The following is a 14,600-nucleotide window of genomic DNA, read 5'->3' as shown; positions in this document are numbered from 1 at the left end:
TGCACTCATCCGATGATCGACCTCTAGGAGCCGCGATGCGTGTCGCTCTCTTCCTGACCTGCGTCAACGACACGCTCTATCCGGACACCGGCCGCGCCGTGGTGAAACTCCTGACCAGGCTTGGCGTTGACGTCGATTTCCCGATGGGCCAGACCTGCTGCGGGCAGGCCCACTACAACACCGGATACCGCCATGAGGCGGAGCCGCTGGCCCGGCATTTCTCCGATGTATTCGGCGAGTACGAGGCGATCGTGACACCGTCCGGGTCCTGCGGGGCGATGGTGCGGGAGCTGTATCCGCGGATGGGTGAGCGGGCGCGGGCGGAAGGACGCGGGAGCGGGCTGGCGGCGGCGCTGGCACCGGTGGTGCCGAAGACGTACGAGCTGACCGAGTTCCTGGTGGACGTCCTGGGGGTGACGGACGTCGGGGCATATTATCCGCACCATGTCACATACCACCCGACCTGCCACGGGCTGCGGAGCCTGGGGCTCGGCGACCGCCCCCGCCGTCTCCTCCAGGCCGTCAAGGGCCTGGAGTTGGTGGAGCTGCCGGGCGCGGAGGAGTGCTGCGGGTTCGGTGGCACGTTCGCGGTGAAGAACTCCGACGTGTCGGCGGCGATGGGCACGGACAAGGTGCGCAACGCAGAGTCGACCGGCGCGGAGGTGCTGTGCGCGGCCGACAACTCCTGCCTGATGCACATCGGCGGCACCATGACCCGGCTCGGCAGCGGGCTGCGGCCGGTGCACATCGCGGAGATCCTGGCGAGCACGGAGGAGGACCCGGCCGCATGAGCGGGACGTTCGTAGGAATGCCGGCCTTCCCGGAAGCCGCACACGAGGCCGTACGAAACGAGACGCTGCGCGGTAACCTGCGGCACGCCACGCACACCATCCGTGCCAAGCGGGCCAAGGCGGTCGCCGAGGTGTCCGACTGGGCCGCGCTGCGCGAGGCGGGCAAGCGGATCAAGGACCACACGCTCCTTCACCTGGACCGCTATCTGGTCCAGTTGGAGGAAGCGGTGACCGCGGCGGGCGGTACGGTCCACTGGGCCGCCGACGCCGACGAGGCGAACCGGATCGTCACCGAACTGGTCAGGCAGACCGGCGAGTCGGAGGTCGTGAAGGTCAAGTCGATGGCCACCCAGGAGATCGGGCTGAACGAGGCGCTGGAGGCCGCGGGCATCCGGGCCTACGAGACCGATCTGGCCGAGTTGATCGTGCAGTTGGGCAAGGACCGGCCCTCGCACATCCTCGTCCCGGCCATCCACCGCAACCGGGGCGAGATCAGGGACATCTTCCGCAGGGAGATGGGCGAGTGGGGGCGCCCCGCACCCGAGGGCCTGACCGACACCCCCGCCGAACTCGCCGAGGCGGCCCGGCTCCACCTGCGCGAGAAGTTCCTGCGCGCCAAGGTCGGCATCTCCGGCGCCAACTTCATGGTCGCCGAGACCGGCACCCTGGTCGTCGTCGAGTCCGAGGGCAACGGGCGGATGTGCCTCACCCTCCCCGAGACGCTGATCTCGGTCGTCGGCATCGAGAAGACCGTGCCGACCTGGCAGGACCTGGAGGTCTTCCTGCAGACTCTCCCCCGCTCCTCCACCGCCGAGCGGATGAACCCGTACACCTCGACATGGACCGGCACCACGGACGGCGACGGCCCGAGCACCTTCCACCTGGTACTGCTGGACAACGGCCGCACCGACACCCTCGCCGACGAGGTCGGCCGCCAGGCCCTGCGCTGCATCCGCTGCTCGGCCTGCCTCAACGTCTGCCCGGTCTACGAGCGGGCCGGCGGCCACGCCTACGGCTCGGTCTACCCGGGCCCGATCGGCGCCATCCTCAGCCCGCAACTCCGCGGCACGCAGAGCGAGATCGACGCCTCCCTGCCGTTCGCCTCCTCGCTGTGCGGGGCCTGCTACGAGGTCTGCCCGGTCGCCATCGACATCCCCGAGGTACTCGTGCACCTGCGCGAACGGGTCGTGGAGGGCGGCGAGGCGACCCGGAACGGCAACAAGGTGCTGCTCAAACCGGCCAAGGGACACGCGGCCGAGCGGGCGGCGATGCGCGCGGCCCGCTGGGCGTTCTCGCACCCGGCCGCCCTGCGCACCGGCCAGCGGCTCGCCTCCCGCAGCCGCCGCCTGCATCCCCGTACGCTGCCGGGCCCCGGCAAGGCGTGGACCGGGACCCGGGACCTGCCCGCCGTACCGGCGGCGCCGTTCCGGGACTGGTGGCAGCGGACCGGCGGAGGAAAGGACGGGGCGAAGTGAGCAGCAGGGAACGGATCCTGGGCCGGGTGCGGCGGGCGCTGGCCGAGGTACGGGACGAGGACACGCCCGTCGAGCGGGCGTATCTGCGGGAGCACGGGACGCGGAGCGTCGCGGAGACGGTGGATCTGCTCGCCGAGAACCTGGCGGACTACCGGGCGCTCGTGCACCGGTGCACGGAGGCCGAACTGACCGCCACGATCGGACGGTTGATCGCCCTGCGCGGTTCGGGAACAGTGGCCGTGCCCACCGGGCTCCCCCCGGAGTGGCTCGCGGCGACCGAGGCCGAGCAGGTTGCGGACCGGGCCGACAGCACCCCGCACGAACTCGACCGGGTCGCCAGCGTGGTCACCGGCTGCGCGGTGGCGATCGCCGAGACCGGAACGATCGTGCTGGACGGCGGCCCGGACCAGGGCCGCCGCCGGATCACCCTGGTCCCGGATCACCACATCTGCGTCGTACGGGTCCCGGACCAGGTCGTGTCGTCCGTGCCCCAGGCCCTCGAACGACTCGACCCGGCCCGCCCGTTGACCTGGATCTCCGGCCCCTCCGCGACCAGTGACATCGAGCTGGACCGGGTCGAGGGCGTGCACGGACCGCGCACCCTGGAGGTGGTGCTCGTCGGCGGCGCCCCGCAGAGCCCCGAGGTCAACGCGGGCGATTCGTAACCGTCGCGGTTAACGTGAGGGAATGATCCGGTTCGAGCAGGTCACCAAGCGGTACGCGGACGGGACGACCGCGGTGGACGGGCTCTCCTTCGAGGTGGCAGAGGGGGAACTCGTCACGCTCGTCGGCCCGTCCGGCTGCGGCAAGACCACGACGATGATGATGGTCAACCGGCTCGTCGAACCGACCTCGGGCCGGATCCTCGTCGACGGCGAGGACGTCGCGGGGGTCGACCCGGTGCGGCTGCGGCGGCGGATCGGCTATGTCATCCAGCAGGTGGGCCTGTTCCCGCACCGCACCGTCCTCGACAACACCGCGACCGTCCCGGCCCTGCTCGGCTGGAAACGGGCCAGGGCCCGGGCCCGCGCCGCCGAACTGCTCGACCTCGTCGGCCTGGACCCGAAGACGTACGGGCCGCGCTACCCGGACCAGCTCTCCGGCGGCCAGCGGCAGCGCGTCGGCGTGGCCCGGGCGCTCGCCGCCGATCCCCCGGTGCTGCTGATGGACGAGCCGTTCGGCGCGGTCGACCCGGTGGTGCGGGAGCAGTTGCAGGACGAGTTCCTCCGGATGCAGGCCGCGGTGCGCAAGACGGTGCTGCTGGTCACGCACGACATCGAGGAGGCGGTACGGCTGGGCGACCGGATCGCGGTGTACGGGCAGGGGCGGATCGAGCAGTTCGACACTCCGGGTGCCGTGCTGGGCAGGCCGGCCACGCCGTACGTCGCCGGGTTCGTGGGTGCGGACCGTGGGCTGAAGCGGCTGTCGGTGACCGACATCGAGCCGGACGACCTGGAGCAGCCGCCGGTCGCCCGCCTGGGCGAGTCCGCCGAGAGCGCCGCCGCGCGGTTGCGGGCCGAGGGCGCCCGGTGGGCGGTGGTCCTGGACACGCACGGCGACCTGCACGGCTGGGTGGGCCGGGACGAACTGGCGGCGGGCGGCACGATCGACGCGCTCGCCCACCGGATGACCGCGTGGGTACCGGTGGGCGCCCCGCTGAAGCAGGCGTTCGGTGTGATGCTCCAGTACGACGCCGGGTGGGTCGCGGTGCTGGACGGTTCGCGCTTCCTCGGCGTGCTCACCCCGGCCAGGCTGCACGAGGCGCTGCGCCGCTCGGTGGACGCGGAGGCGCGCGGCGTCTCGCGAGGCCAGGTGCCGTTCGACTCGGTCTCCGACGCCTGAGCCGCAGAGCCCGGTGTTCGTCAGCAGTACGTCATCGGGCAGCCGCGTCGCAGCGAGTGCTGGGCGGCCCGCAGGTACAGCGCGGCATAGAAGGCGGCGTCCAGGTCCTCGCCCCAGGGGCCGGGGCGGGCGGCGACCGCTTCCTCCGCCGCACCCTCCAGGAACCACATGGTCAGATCGAGGTTGTCGCAGGCCTCCGGTATCACGTCGAGGGGAAGCCCGATCGCCGTCGCCAGCCGTTGTGCCAGGGCCAGGACCTCGGGGGCGCCGGCGACCACCGTCTCGTCGTCGTAGGCGGAGCTCAGCGGCAGCCGGATCTCCTCGTCGAGGGAGAGCGGCACCAGCACCGACCAGCCCAGCAGCAGCTCCGTCTCGCGCGGCGCGAGATGCTCCCGGCACAGCGCGGCGAACCCGGCCATGGACGGCACCAGCTTCTCCTCGAACGACAGCCCCGAGCCGCGCACGAAGGCGGCCGCCTCGGGCACCGACTCGTACGGCGCCAGCCCGCGCCGTCGCAGCTCCTCGTCGAGGGCCGCGGCGAGGACGCCCCTGCCACCCTCGTCCTCGTCGCCGTCGAGCCACTCCTGCGCACCGACACTCACCAGATAGATCCCCATGCCCCGAACGTACCGCCCGCCACTGACAACGGGCCCTGCCGTCACTTCAGCAGGCCCTTGTCCCGCAGATAGGTCCGGGCAACGTCCTGGGGCAGCCGCCGCCAGCTGTCCACCTGTTGGTTCAGAGCGGCCAGATCGGCCGTGGTGAGGACGTCGTTGAGCCTCCCGAGCGCCTTCGTGACGCGCTCGCTGCCCGCCCGGGAGCGGTTGACGACCGGGACGACGTAGTCGGCGTTCTGCAGGTGCCTGTCGTCGGCGAGGAGTACCAGGCCGAACCGGTCGAGGGTCGCGTCGGTGGTCGTGGTCAGCACCATCTGGTCCTGGCCGTGCTGCACGGCCAGCTTGGCCTGGGTGGTCCCGACGCCCTTGGGGTCGACGCCGGTGATGTCGATGCCGTAGACCTCCTTCAGCCCCGGTTCGCAGTACGGCCGCTGTACGCACTCGTCGCCCGCCGCGAGCCGCACCTTCAGTCCCGAGGCGCCGAGGTCGCTGAGGGTCCTGAGGTGGTGTCGGCGGGCGTAGGCGGCGGTGACCGCGAAGGCGTTCTGGTCGACGGCCCGGCCGGGGTCGAGGACGGTCAGGCCGCGGGGTGTGGTGAGGCGGCGCAGTGCCTTCATCGTGGCGGCGAGGTCGGGCGAGCCCACGGGCGGCGCGTCGGTTCCGTTCGTCCGGGCGTTGAGCCAGTCGGCGAAGGTGGCCGCGTATTCGGGCACCACGTCGATCTGCCCGGACTCCAGGGCGGGTTCGTAGAGTTCGCGGTTGGCGACCGTGATGAGCGAGGTCTTGTAGCCGGCCTGGTTCAGCAGCTGCGCGTACAGCTGGGCGAGCAGGTCGCTCTCGGTGAAGCCGGCGGAGCCGATGGTCAGGTGCCTGCTGTCGCCCGGGGGTGCGGTGACCTCGCCGCGGGTCTCCAGGGAGGGGCCGGTGGTGCAGGCGGTGAGGGTGAGCAGTACGGCGACGGCTGCCGTACTGCGTCTCATCGCGAGCCCCGCGTCCATGTCGGGGCGAGCCGCTCCACGAGTTCGAAGACGCCCTCCACGAGCAGGGCGAACACGGCGACCAGGATCGCTCCGGCGACCACCATGGGCGTGCTGGCCAGGTTGAATCCGGCGGTGATGATCCGGCCGAGTCCGCCGCCGCCGGCGAGCGCGGCGATGGTGGCGGTGGCGACGAGCTGGACGGCGGCGATCCGTACCCCGGTGAGGACCATGGGGAGCGAAAGGGGCAGTTCCACGTGAAACAACATCTGTCGCCCGGTCATCCCCATCCCCCGCGCGGCCTGCACGATGCCTCGGTCGACCTCGCGCATGCCGACGTAGGCGTTGGTGAGCAGGGGCGGTACGGCGAAGAGCACCAGGGCGACCACGGTGGGGCCTTCGCCCCAGCTGCCGATCGGGGTGAGGAGGAGCAGCACCAGGACGGCGAAGGTGGGGACAGCCCGGCCGACGTTGGAGATGTTCACGGCGAGCGCGCCGCCCTTGCCGAGGTGGCCGAGGACCAGCGCGACCGGGAGTGCGATCAGGCAGCTGATGACGAGGCAGACGACGGTGAGGACGAGGTGCTGGAGCAGCCGGTGCCCGATGCCGTCGTCGCCGGCCCAGTGTGCGGAGTCGGTGAGCCAGGCCCAGGCGTCGGCGAGGGTGTTCACGCGCGGGCCGCCCGCATCCACGGGGTGAGCAGCCGCTGCACGCCGAGCAGCAGCAGGTCGGCGGCGACGGCGATCAGCACGCAGAGCACGGAGGCGGTGAGCACCTGGGCTTTGAAGTAGGTGTTCATGCCGGCGTAGATCAGGTTGCCGAGTCCGCCGAAGCCGACGATCGCGCCGACGGTGACCAGGGAGACCGCGGAGACGGTGGCGATGCGCAGGCCGGCCATCGCGGCGGGCAGGGCGAGGGGCAGTTCGACGGTGAGCAGGAGGCGGACCGGGCCGTAGCCCAGGCCGCGGGCGGCCTGCCGGGTCTCTTCGGGGACGGCGCGCAGTCCCGCGAGGATGTTGCGGACGAGCAGGGTGAGCGAGTAGAGCACCAGGCCGGCGACGACGAGGGTGCCCGAGAGGCCGTACACCGGCAGGAGCAGGGAGAACATCGCCAGGGACGGGATGGTGTAGAGGATGGTCGTGACGCCGAGGACCGGTCCGGCCGACCAGCGCCAGCGGCGGGCCAGCACGGCCAGGGGAACGGCGATGACGAGTCCGAGGAGCACCGAGACCGCGGTGAGCCGGAGGTGCTGGCCGACCGCGTCGAGGAGGATCTGGCGGCGGCTGGTCAGATAGGCGCCGCAGATCCACTCGTTGCGCGCGAGGCAGTCGTTCGGGGGCGCGGTCACGCCTCCATTGCATCGGGTGGGTGGCCGGCCCGGCGCGTTGTGGTGATCCGTCCGGGCGGCTACTTCATGCCGGCCGCGTCCAGCAGCGTGGTCACCGTCGCCGTGACCAGCCCGTCGTCGAGGTGCTCGATCCGGGCGCCGGCCCGCGCGCTGGCCCCGTCGAAGATCAGCATGAGCTGCCGGGCGAGCAGGGCCGGATCGGCCGCACCGCCCTGTTCGGCCTGCTCCTCGAAGTAGCCCTGCAGCAGTTCCTTGGCCGCCCGGGCCACCACGCTCGCGGGATGCTCGCTGTCCTTCAGCTCGACCAGGACGGCGAGGTACGGGCAGCCGCAGTAGCCGGGGGCCGCCGCGTTCGCCTCCACTCGCCGGAACACGTACCCGATCCGTTCGCGCGGGCCGGCCGCCTCGGCGTCCGAGGACCTGAGCTGGGCCTCGTACCAGGGCCTGCGCCGCTCCAGGCTGGCGGCCAGCACCTCGTCCTTGCTGTCGAAGAGCTGGTACATGGAGCGCTTGGAGACCCCTGCCGACCTGCACAGCGCCTCGACGCCGATGGAGACGCCGTCGCGGTAGAAGAGCTCGGCTGCGGCATCGAGGAGCCGGTCGCGGGGAGACGCCTTGTCTGTGGTGGCCATAGGGCCGAGGTTACCGCGCGGGACGCGGTGAGGAAACCGATCGGTATACAGGGTGGCCCAGGAGCTGAACAAGCGCTTAGATAGGTACCTGGACCTGTTCGCCCTGTGCGTTGCACGACCCTGATCAGCCGGAGGCCCCGTTGTTCACTTCCGTCGACGACGTCTCCGCGCGGCTCGCCGAGACCGGCTACCTCGCCTCCCCCGCCGTCGCCACCACCGTCTTCCTGGCCGACCGGCTGGGCAAACCGCTCCTCGTCGAGGGCCCCGCCGGGGTCGGCAAGACCGAGCTGGCGAAGGCCGTGGCCCAGGTCGCCGGGGCCCGGCTGGTGCGGCTGCAGTGCTACGAGGGCGTGGACGAGTCCCGGGCGCTGTACGAGTGGAACCACGCCAAGCAGCTGCTGCGGATCAGCGCCGGCCGGGACGAGACCTGGGACGAGGCCCGCACCGACATCTTCAGCGAGGAGTTCCTGCTCCCCCGCCCGCTGCTCACCGCTATCCGGGGCGACGACCCGAAGGTGCTGCTGATCGACGAGACCGACAAGGCCGACGTCGAGGTGGAGGGCCTGCTGCTGGAGGTGCTCAGCGACTTCCAGGTGACGGTGCCCGAGCTGGGCACGGTCACCGCGACCCGCCGCCCCTTCGTCGTGCTCACCTCCAACGCGAGCCGCGAGCTGTCCGAGGCGCTGCGCCGCCGCTGCCTGTTCCTGCACATCGGCTTCCCGGACGAGGAGCTGGAGCGCCGGATCGTACGGCTGAAGGTGCCGGGGCTCACCGAGGCGCTCACCGAGTCCGTGGTCCGGGTGGTCGGGGCCCTGCGGGCGATGGACCTGCGCAAGGTCCCCTCGGTCGCGGAGACCATCGACTGGGCGCGCACCCTGCTGGCCCTGGGCGCCGGCACGCTGGACGAGCAGGTGGTACGGGATTCCCTGGGCGTGATCCTCAAGCACCAGGACGACATCCAGAAGGCGGCCGCCAAGCTGGACCTGGACGCGCTGTGAGCACCCCGGCCGACGCACCTGCCGACTCGCCGCCCGGCACTCCGGCCGATCTCGCCGAGCGGCTGACGGGGCTGGTCGGCGCGCTGCGCGCGCACGGGGTGCGGATCGGCACCGGGGAGACCGTGGACGCGGGCCGGGCGGTGGCGGTGCTGGGCCTGGCGGACCGGGAGCTGCTGCGCGAGGGGCTGGCCGCGACGCTGCTGCACGGCACCGGGCAACGGACCGTGTTCGACCAGGTCTTCGACCTCTACTTCCCGCGCGCGGTGGGCGTCCCCGGCGGTTCCGGCGACCCGTCCGGCGACCGGGAGGAGCTGCGGGAGCGGCTCGCCGCCGCGCTCGCGGACGACGACGGCGCGCTGCTGCGGCAGTTGGCCGCCGAAGCCGTGGACGGCCTGGGCGGATACGGGAGTTCGCCGGGCTCGGACGGCTGGTCGTCGTACCAGACCCTGGACCGGCTGCGGCCGCAGACGCTGCTCGCGCGGGTGCGGGCGGACGTCCGGGCACGGGGCGTCGGCACGGGGTTCGCGGACCGGCTGCTCGACGACGAGATCCGGCGGCGGATCGAGGCCTTCCGGGGCATGGTCGCGGCGGAGGCCCGGCGCCGGGTGGCCGAGCGGCGCGGCCGGGATCAGATCGCCCGGCGCGCGGTGGCGCCGTCCGCCGACCGGGTGGACTTCCTGTCCGCCGGGCGGGAGCAGCTCACCGAGCTGCGCAGGACCGTGCAGCCGCTGGCGCGGAAGCTGGCCACCCGGCTGGCCGCACGCCGCCGCCGGGCCGCGCGCGGCACCATCGACCTGCGGCGCACCCTGCGCGGCTCGCTGTCGACGGGCGGGGTGCCGATGCGGCCGGTACTGCGCCGGCGTCGGCCGGTCCGCCCCGAGCTGGTGCTGCTGTGCGACGTCTCGGGCTCGGTGTCGGGGTTCTCCGACTTCACGATGCTGCTGGTACAGGCGCTGCACGACCAGTTCAGCAAGGTCCGGGTGTTCGCGTTCGTCAACCGGATCGACGAGGTGACCGGCCTCCTGGAGCACGGCCGGGCCGATCCGGAGGGACTGGGCGCCCGGATCCGTGCCGAGGCGACGCTCACCGGCTGGCACGGCAGCAGCGACTACGGCGTCGCGCTCGGCGAGTTCGCGGAGCGGTACGGAGCCGCGGTGGGCCCGCGGACCACGGTCTTCGTGCTCGGCGACGCCCGCACCAACAACCTCGACCCGAACCTCGCCGCCGTCCGCCGCATCGCCGGACAGGCGCGGCGTGTCTACTGGCTGAACCCCGAACCGCACTCCCTGTGGGGCACCGGCGACTCGGCCGCGCCGGACTATGCGGAGCTGGTGGAGATGCACGAGTGCCGCACCGCCCGCCAGCTCGGCGGGCTGATCGCGCGGCTGCTGCCGGTATGACACACCGGGTGCCGTCACCTACGGAAGGTGACGGCACCGTCGGCCGCTCTCAGCCCTCCTTGGCCTTCGCGTAGTCCGCTGCCATGCCGCCGGCGAAGTCGTACACGATGACCTGCTCGTCCCCCACGACCCAGGCGTCGTGTCCCGCCGGAAGGACGAAGACGTCCCCGGGGCCGATCTCGCCCTCGCCGCCGTCGTCCATGACGAGGTGCATCCTGCCCTGCACCACATAGCCGTTGTGGTGGACCATGCAGCTCTCGGTGCCCGCGATCGGCGCCACCGACTCCGACCAGCGCCAGCCCGGCTCGAAGGTGCCGATGGCGAAGTCGAGGCCGGTCAGGTGCACGGCCTCCAGGTGGCCGCGGGGGAAGTCACGCCGCTCGTCCGGCTTGTCGACCGTCTTGATCTCCAGCATGACGGTGTCCTCCCTTCGAACTCCCGTCCACCACTCCATCGTCTTCCTGTCAACTCGGGAGCGCCATTCGGGGTGCCGGTCAGCCCCGCAGGGCGGTCACCGGCGCCGGATCGCAGGTGCAACCGCCTTGGCAGGTACGGGAATTCGTCCCGCCCGTAGCGGACCGCCGTGTAGCCGACGGCGAGGTCGAAGGCGAACCGGGCCAGGTTGATCCGGCGGGCGTCCTGTCCGCCGGCGGTCTTCCCCCGCCCTGTGCCATGTGACATATTACTGCCGTGAGCATGCGACTGACCTGCGACGTCGTAGTGATCGGGGCTGGCATGGCGGGCGCCGCCTGTGCCCTGTACGCGGCCCGGGCGGGGCTGGACGTCATCGTGGTGGATCGTGGCCCGGTGGCCGGCGGGACCACCGGGGCGGGTGAGGGCAATCTGCTCGTCTCCGACAAGGAACCGGGGCCCGAGCTCGAACTCGCCCTGCTGTCCGGCCGGTTGTGGGCCGGTCTGGCCGGGGAGCTCGGTGACCGGATCGAGTACGAGCCCAAGGGCGGGGTGGTCGTAGCCGCGGAGCCCGAAGGGCTGGCCGCGCTGGCGGGGTTCGCTGCCGGGCAGCGGGCCGCCGGGGTGACGGCGGAGCACGTCGACGCGGATCAACTGCACGACCTCGAGCCGCACCTGGCACCCGGTCTGGCGGGCGGGGTGCACTACCCCCAGGACGCCCAGGTCATGCCGACCCTGGCCGCCGCACATCTCCTACGGGCCTCGGGCGCCCGTCTGTCGACCGGCCACACGGTGACGAAAATGCTGCGCGGTGCGGGGGGTGCCGTACGCGGTGTCCGTACCGACCGCGGCGACATCCACGCCCCGGCCGTGGTGAACGCGGCCGGGACCTGGGGCGGTGAGGTCGCCGCGCTCGCGGACGTGCACCTGCCCGTCCTTCCCCGGCGCGGCTTCGTCCTGGTCACCGAGCCGCTGCCGCGCCGGGTACGGCACAAGGTGTACGCCGCCGACTACGTGGCCGACGTGGCCAGCGACTCGGCCGCCCTGCAGACCTCGCCGGTGGTCGAGGGCACGGCGGCCGGGCCGGTCCTGATCGGCGCGACCCGGGAACGCGTCGGCTTCGACCGGTCGTTCTCGCTGCCGGCCGTACGGGCGCTGGCGGCCGGCGCCGTCCGGCTGTTCCCCTTCCTCTCCGGGATCCGGGCGATGCGCACCTACCTGGGTTTCCGCCCGTACCTGCCCGACCACCTCCCCGCCATCGGCCCCGACCCCCGGGCGCCCGGCCTCTTCCACGCCTGCGGGCACGAGGGCGCGGGCATCGGACTGGCCACCGGTACCGGGCAGTTGATCGCCCAGGTGCTGAGCGGCAAGGCACCCGAGCTCGACCTGACCCCGTTCCGCCCCGAGCGTTTCGGCGAGGAGAGCGCGTGAATCCCCTGGAGTTGGTGCAGGCCCGGCCGGGCCCGGCCTTCACCGTCACCTTCGACGGGCGCGAGATCGTGGCGCTGCCGGGCCAGACGGTCGCGGCCGCGCTCTGGGCGTCCGGCGTCACCTCCTGGCGGACCACCCGGGGCGAGGGCCGTCCGCGCGGGGTCTTCTGCGGGATCGGTGTCTGCTTCGACTGCCTGGTCACCGTCAACGGCCGCCCCAATCAGCGGGCTTGTCTGGTGCCCGCGCACCCGGGCGACGAGATCCGTACGCAAGAGGGGACAGGGCACGATGACTGACGCGCCTCAGGGGGAGTCGGCGCCCCGGCTCGCCGTGATCGGCGCGGGCCCCGCCGGGCTCGCCGCCACCCTGGCCGCCGCCCGGCGCGGCCTGCGGGTCACCCTGGTCGACGCGGCCCCCGAGGCGGGCGGCCAGTTCTACCGGCAGCCCGCCGCCGGGCTCGGCGCCCGCCGCCCGCAGGCGCTGCACCATCAGTGGCGCAGCTGGGAGCGGCTGCGGGCCGGCCTGGACGGGCTCATCGCGGCAGGGCTGGTGACGCATCTGCGGGACCATCACGTGTGGTGCGTGACGCGGCGCCGGTCCGGTTTCACCGTGCACGCCCTGCTCGGCCCCGAGCAGGAGCAGCCCGTCGAGGTACGCGCGGACGCCGTGCTGCTCGCCACCGGCGGCTACGAGAAGGTGCTGCCCTTCCCCGGCTGGACGCTCCCCGGTGTCGTCACGGCGGGCGGGGCACAGGCCATGCTGAAGGGCGGACTGGTACTGCCGGGGCGTACGGCGGTCGTCGCCGGCACCGGACCGCTGCTGCTGCCGGTCGCGACCGGCCTCGCGGCGGCGGGCGCACGGGTGGCGGCCCTGGTGGAGTCCGCGGACCCGCGGGCCTTCGTACGGCGCTCCCCCGCACTGGCCGCCCAGCCGGGCAAGCTCGCCGAAGGCGCCCACTACGCGGCCCGGCTGCTCCGGCACGGCGTCCGAACCCTGGTCCACCACACCGTGGTCGAGGCCCACGGCGACCGGCGCGACCAGCAGCTGGAAGCCGTCACCGTCGCCACGCTGGACGCCGCGGGCCGGGTACGGCCGGGCACCCGGCGGCGCATCGACTGCGACACCCTGGCCGTCGGGCACGGCATGCTCCCGCACACCGACCTCGCCGAGGGCCTGGGCTGCCGGATCGACGAGGTCGCGGTGCACGTGGACGACGAGCAGCGCACCGACGTACCGGGGGTGTGGGCGGCGGGCGAGGCCACCGGCGTCGGCGGCGCGGTCCTCGCCCTCGCGGAGGGGCACATCGCGGGCCGGTCGGCCGCCGCACGGCTGTACGGCCGGGAGCCGGACCCGCACGCCTTGGCGGGGGCCGCCCGGGCCCGTGCCGGGCTGCGGCGGTTCGCCACGGCGTTGGACGAGACGTACGCGCCGCCCGCGCACTGGACCGCGCAGGTCACGGACGACACGGTCGTCTGCCGCTGCGAGGAGGTCACCGGCGGAACGGTCCGGCGGGCCGTGACCGAGCTGGGCGCCGGGGACCTACGGACCGTCAAACTGCTCACGCGGGCCGGGATGGGCTGGTGCCAGGGCCGGATGTGCGGGCCGGCGGTCGCCGGGCTCGCCGGCTGCCCGGAGACGGCGGCCCGCAGGCCGTTCGCCCGGCCGGTGCCGCTCGGGGTGCTCGCGCGGGCGGGCGGCGCCGACGACGACGACGAACAGTGCCATGTCACATACCACCCGGATCACTCGGACTCCCCGGAGGAACCCTGATGTCCACCCCCCACCCCCGCCCCTGGCGCGGTGTCCTCGTAGCCACCGCACTCCCGCTCCGCGACGACCTCTCCGTCGACCACGACAAGTACGCCGAGCACTGCGCCTGGCTGGTCGAGAACGGCTGCGACGGCGTCGTACCGAACGGCTCTCTCGGTGAGTACCAGGTGCTCACCCCCGACGAGCGCGCGAAGGTCGTCGAGACCGCCGTGGCCGCGATCGGCGGTGCGCGGGTCATGCCCGGCGTCGCCGCCTACGGCTCGGCCGAGGCCCGTCGCTGGGCCGAGCAGGCCCGGGACGCCGGCTGCGCGGCCGTGATGCTGCTGCCGCCCAACGCCTACCGTGCCGACGAGCGGTCGGTACTGGCGCACTACGCCGAGGTCGCGAAGGCCGGGGTGCCGGTAGTGGCGTACAACAACCCCGTCGACACCAAGGTCGACCTGGTCCCGGAACTCCTCGCGAAGCTGCACGGCGAGGGGTGCATCCACGCCGTCAAGGAGTTCTCGGGGGATGTCCGGCGCGCCTACCAGCTGGCCGAACTCGCCCCGGACCTGGACCTGTTGATCGGCGCCGACGACGTCCTGCTGGAGCTGGCGATCGCGGGAGCCAAGGGCTGGGTGGCCGGCTACCCCAATGCGCTGCCGGCCGCGACCGTCGAGCTGTACCACGCGGCGGTGCGCGGGGACCTGGACACCGCCGGGCGGCTCTACGCGCAGCTGCATCCGCTGCTCCGCTGGGACTCCAGGGTCGAGTTCGTGCAGGCCATCAAGTTGTCCATGGACATCGTCGGCCGGCACGGCGGCGCCTGCCGACCGCCGCGCGTATCGCTGCTGCCCGGGCAGGAGGCCGTGGTCCGCGCGGCCACCGAGAAGGCCATGGCCGCCGGACTGGCGTGACCGACCCCGCCC

The 14,600-nt window shown here is 72.9% G+C and carries 16 protein-coding genes; 10 read left to right on the top strand and 6 right to left on the bottom strand.

All coding sequences use genetic code 11. The features are described 5' to 3' along the window. Window positions 1-35: 35 nt before the first annotated feature. From ACZ4UV_RS29410 to ACZ4UV_RS29395, 4 genes are read left to right on the top strand one after another with little or no spacing between them, the layout of a single operon-like run. On the top strand, window positions 36-791 hold the full coding sequence (locus ACZ4UV_RS29410; RefSeq protein ID WP_467841916.1) for a (Fe-S)-binding protein: 756 nt from the start codon (window positions 36-38) through the stop codon (window positions 789-791). Next, the gene (locus ACZ4UV_RS29405; RefSeq protein ID WP_467841913.1) at window positions 788-2,266 is read left to right on the top strand and encodes a LutB/LldF family L-lactate oxidation iron-sulfur protein; all 1,479 of its coding nucleotides are present in this window, start codon (window positions 788-790) and stop codon (window positions 2,264-2,266) included. Before ACZ4UV_RS29410 ends, ACZ4UV_RS29405 begins: the two co-directional genes overlap by 4 nt. Further along, window positions 2,263-2,931 carry a LutC/YkgG family protein gene (locus tag ACZ4UV_RS29400; RefSeq protein WP_390036303.1) on the top strand — a complete coding sequence of 223 codons (669 nt, stop codon included), beginning with the start codon at window positions 2,263-2,265 and terminating at the stop codon, window positions 2,929-2,931. The genes ACZ4UV_RS29405 and ACZ4UV_RS29400 overlap by 4 nt, the downstream gene beginning before the upstream one ends. 22 nt (window positions 2,932-2,953) lie before the next feature. Next, window positions 2,954-4,108, top strand: a complete 1,155-nt coding sequence (locus tag ACZ4UV_RS29395) for an ABC transporter ATP-binding protein (RefSeq protein WP_451021951.1) — start codon at window positions 2,954-2,956, stop codon at window positions 4,106-4,108. Between the two features lie 20 nt (window positions 4,109-4,128). On the opposite strand, the gene ACZ4UV_RS29390 is transcribed toward ACZ4UV_RS29395, so the two are convergent. Genes ACZ4UV_RS29390 through ACZ4UV_RS29370 form a run of 5 tightly spaced genes read right to left on the bottom strand, consistent with a single transcriptional unit; the run spans window position 4,129 to window position 7,682 of the window. Continuing rightward, the gene (locus tag ACZ4UV_RS29390; protein WP_451021952.1) at window positions 4,129-4,725 is read right to left on the bottom strand and encodes a hypothetical protein; all 597 of its coding nucleotides are present in this window, start codon (window positions 4,723-4,725) and stop codon (window positions 4,129-4,131) included. Between the two features lie 41 nt (window positions 4,726-4,766). After that, window positions 4,767-5,705 (bottom strand): ABC transporter substrate-binding protein, encoded by a 939-nt coding sequence (locus tag ACZ4UV_RS29385; RefSeq protein ID WP_467841909.1) that lies wholly within the window; start codon window positions 5,703-5,705, stop codon window positions 4,767-4,769. Further along, window positions 5,702-6,373, bottom strand: coding sequence for an ABC transporter permease (locus tag ACZ4UV_RS29380; RefSeq protein ID WP_467841907.1), 672 nt, complete (start codon window positions 6,371-6,373; stop codon window positions 5,702-5,704). Before ACZ4UV_RS29380 ends, ACZ4UV_RS29385 begins: the two co-directional genes overlap by 4 nt. Continuing rightward, window positions 6,370-7,050 carry an ABC transporter permease gene (locus ACZ4UV_RS29375; RefSeq protein WP_467841904.1) on the bottom strand — a complete coding sequence of 227 codons (681 nt, stop codon included), beginning with the start codon at window positions 7,048-7,050 and terminating at the stop codon, window positions 6,370-6,372. The genes ACZ4UV_RS29380 and ACZ4UV_RS29375 overlap by 4 nt, the downstream gene beginning before the upstream one ends. A gap of 59 nt (window positions 7,051-7,109) precedes the next feature. Continuing rightward, the gene (locus ACZ4UV_RS29370; RefSeq protein WP_467841901.1) at window positions 7,110-7,682 is read right to left on the bottom strand and encodes a TetR/AcrR family transcriptional regulator; all 573 of its coding nucleotides are present in this window, start codon (window positions 7,680-7,682) and stop codon (window positions 7,110-7,112) included. A 140-nt stretch (window positions 7,683-7,822) separates the two neighbouring features. Between ACZ4UV_RS29370 and ACZ4UV_RS29365 the strand changes: the two genes are divergently transcribed. Next, a complete protein-coding gene (locus ACZ4UV_RS29365; protein WP_351486680.1) occupies window positions 7,823-8,680 on the top strand; it encodes an AAA family ATPase in 858 nt (285 codons plus the stop codon). Then, complete coding sequence (locus ACZ4UV_RS29360) at window positions 8,677-10,080, top strand: VWA domain-containing protein (RefSeq protein WP_467841897.1); 1,404 nt, start codon at window positions 8,677-8,679, stop codon at window positions 10,078-10,080. Before ACZ4UV_RS29365 ends, ACZ4UV_RS29360 begins: the two co-directional genes overlap by 4 nt. Before the next feature lie 49 nt (window positions 10,081-10,129). On the opposite strand, the gene ACZ4UV_RS29355 is transcribed toward ACZ4UV_RS29360, so the two are convergent. Continuing rightward, the gene (locus tag ACZ4UV_RS29355; RefSeq protein ID WP_390036319.1) at window positions 10,130-10,495 is read right to left on the bottom strand and encodes a cupin domain-containing protein; all 366 of its coding nucleotides are present in this window, start codon (window positions 10,493-10,495) and stop codon (window positions 10,130-10,132) included. Window positions 10,496-10,770: 275 nt separating this feature from the next. Between ACZ4UV_RS29355 and ACZ4UV_RS29350 the strand changes: the two genes are divergently transcribed. The 4 genes from ACZ4UV_RS29350 to ACZ4UV_RS29335 are packed head-to-tail and all read left to right on the top strand — an operon-like array spanning window position 10,771 to window position 14,588. Continuing rightward, window positions 10,771-11,922, top strand: coding sequence for an NAD(P)/FAD-dependent oxidoreductase (locus tag ACZ4UV_RS29350; RefSeq protein WP_467841894.1), 1,152 nt, complete (start codon window positions 10,771-10,773; stop codon window positions 11,920-11,922). Next, window positions 11,919-12,218 carry a (2Fe-2S)-binding protein gene (locus ACZ4UV_RS29345; RefSeq protein ID WP_451021959.1) on the top strand — a complete coding sequence of 100 codons (300 nt, stop codon included), beginning with the start codon at window positions 11,919-11,921 and terminating at the stop codon, window positions 12,216-12,218. The genes ACZ4UV_RS29350 and ACZ4UV_RS29345 overlap by 4 nt, the downstream gene beginning before the upstream one ends. Further along, window positions 12,211-13,692 carry an FAD-dependent oxidoreductase gene (locus ACZ4UV_RS29340; protein WP_467841891.1) on the top strand — a complete coding sequence of 494 codons (1,482 nt, stop codon included), beginning with the start codon at window positions 12,211-12,213 and terminating at the stop codon, window positions 13,690-13,692. The genes ACZ4UV_RS29345 and ACZ4UV_RS29340 overlap by 8 nt, the downstream gene beginning before the upstream one ends. Further along, complete coding sequence (locus ACZ4UV_RS29335; RefSeq protein WP_451022301.1) at window positions 13,692-14,588, top strand: dihydrodipicolinate synthase family protein; 897 nt, start codon at window positions 13,692-13,694, stop codon at window positions 14,586-14,588. The genes ACZ4UV_RS29340 and ACZ4UV_RS29335 overlap by 1 nt, the downstream gene beginning before the upstream one ends. Window positions 14,589-14,600: the final 12 nt, after the last annotated feature.

Source organism: Streptomyces sp. NPDC028289 (genome assembly GCF_055565975.1).
The sequence above is the reverse complement of the archived record's forward strand: the minus strand, read 5'-3'. Positions and strand labels throughout refer to the sequence as shown.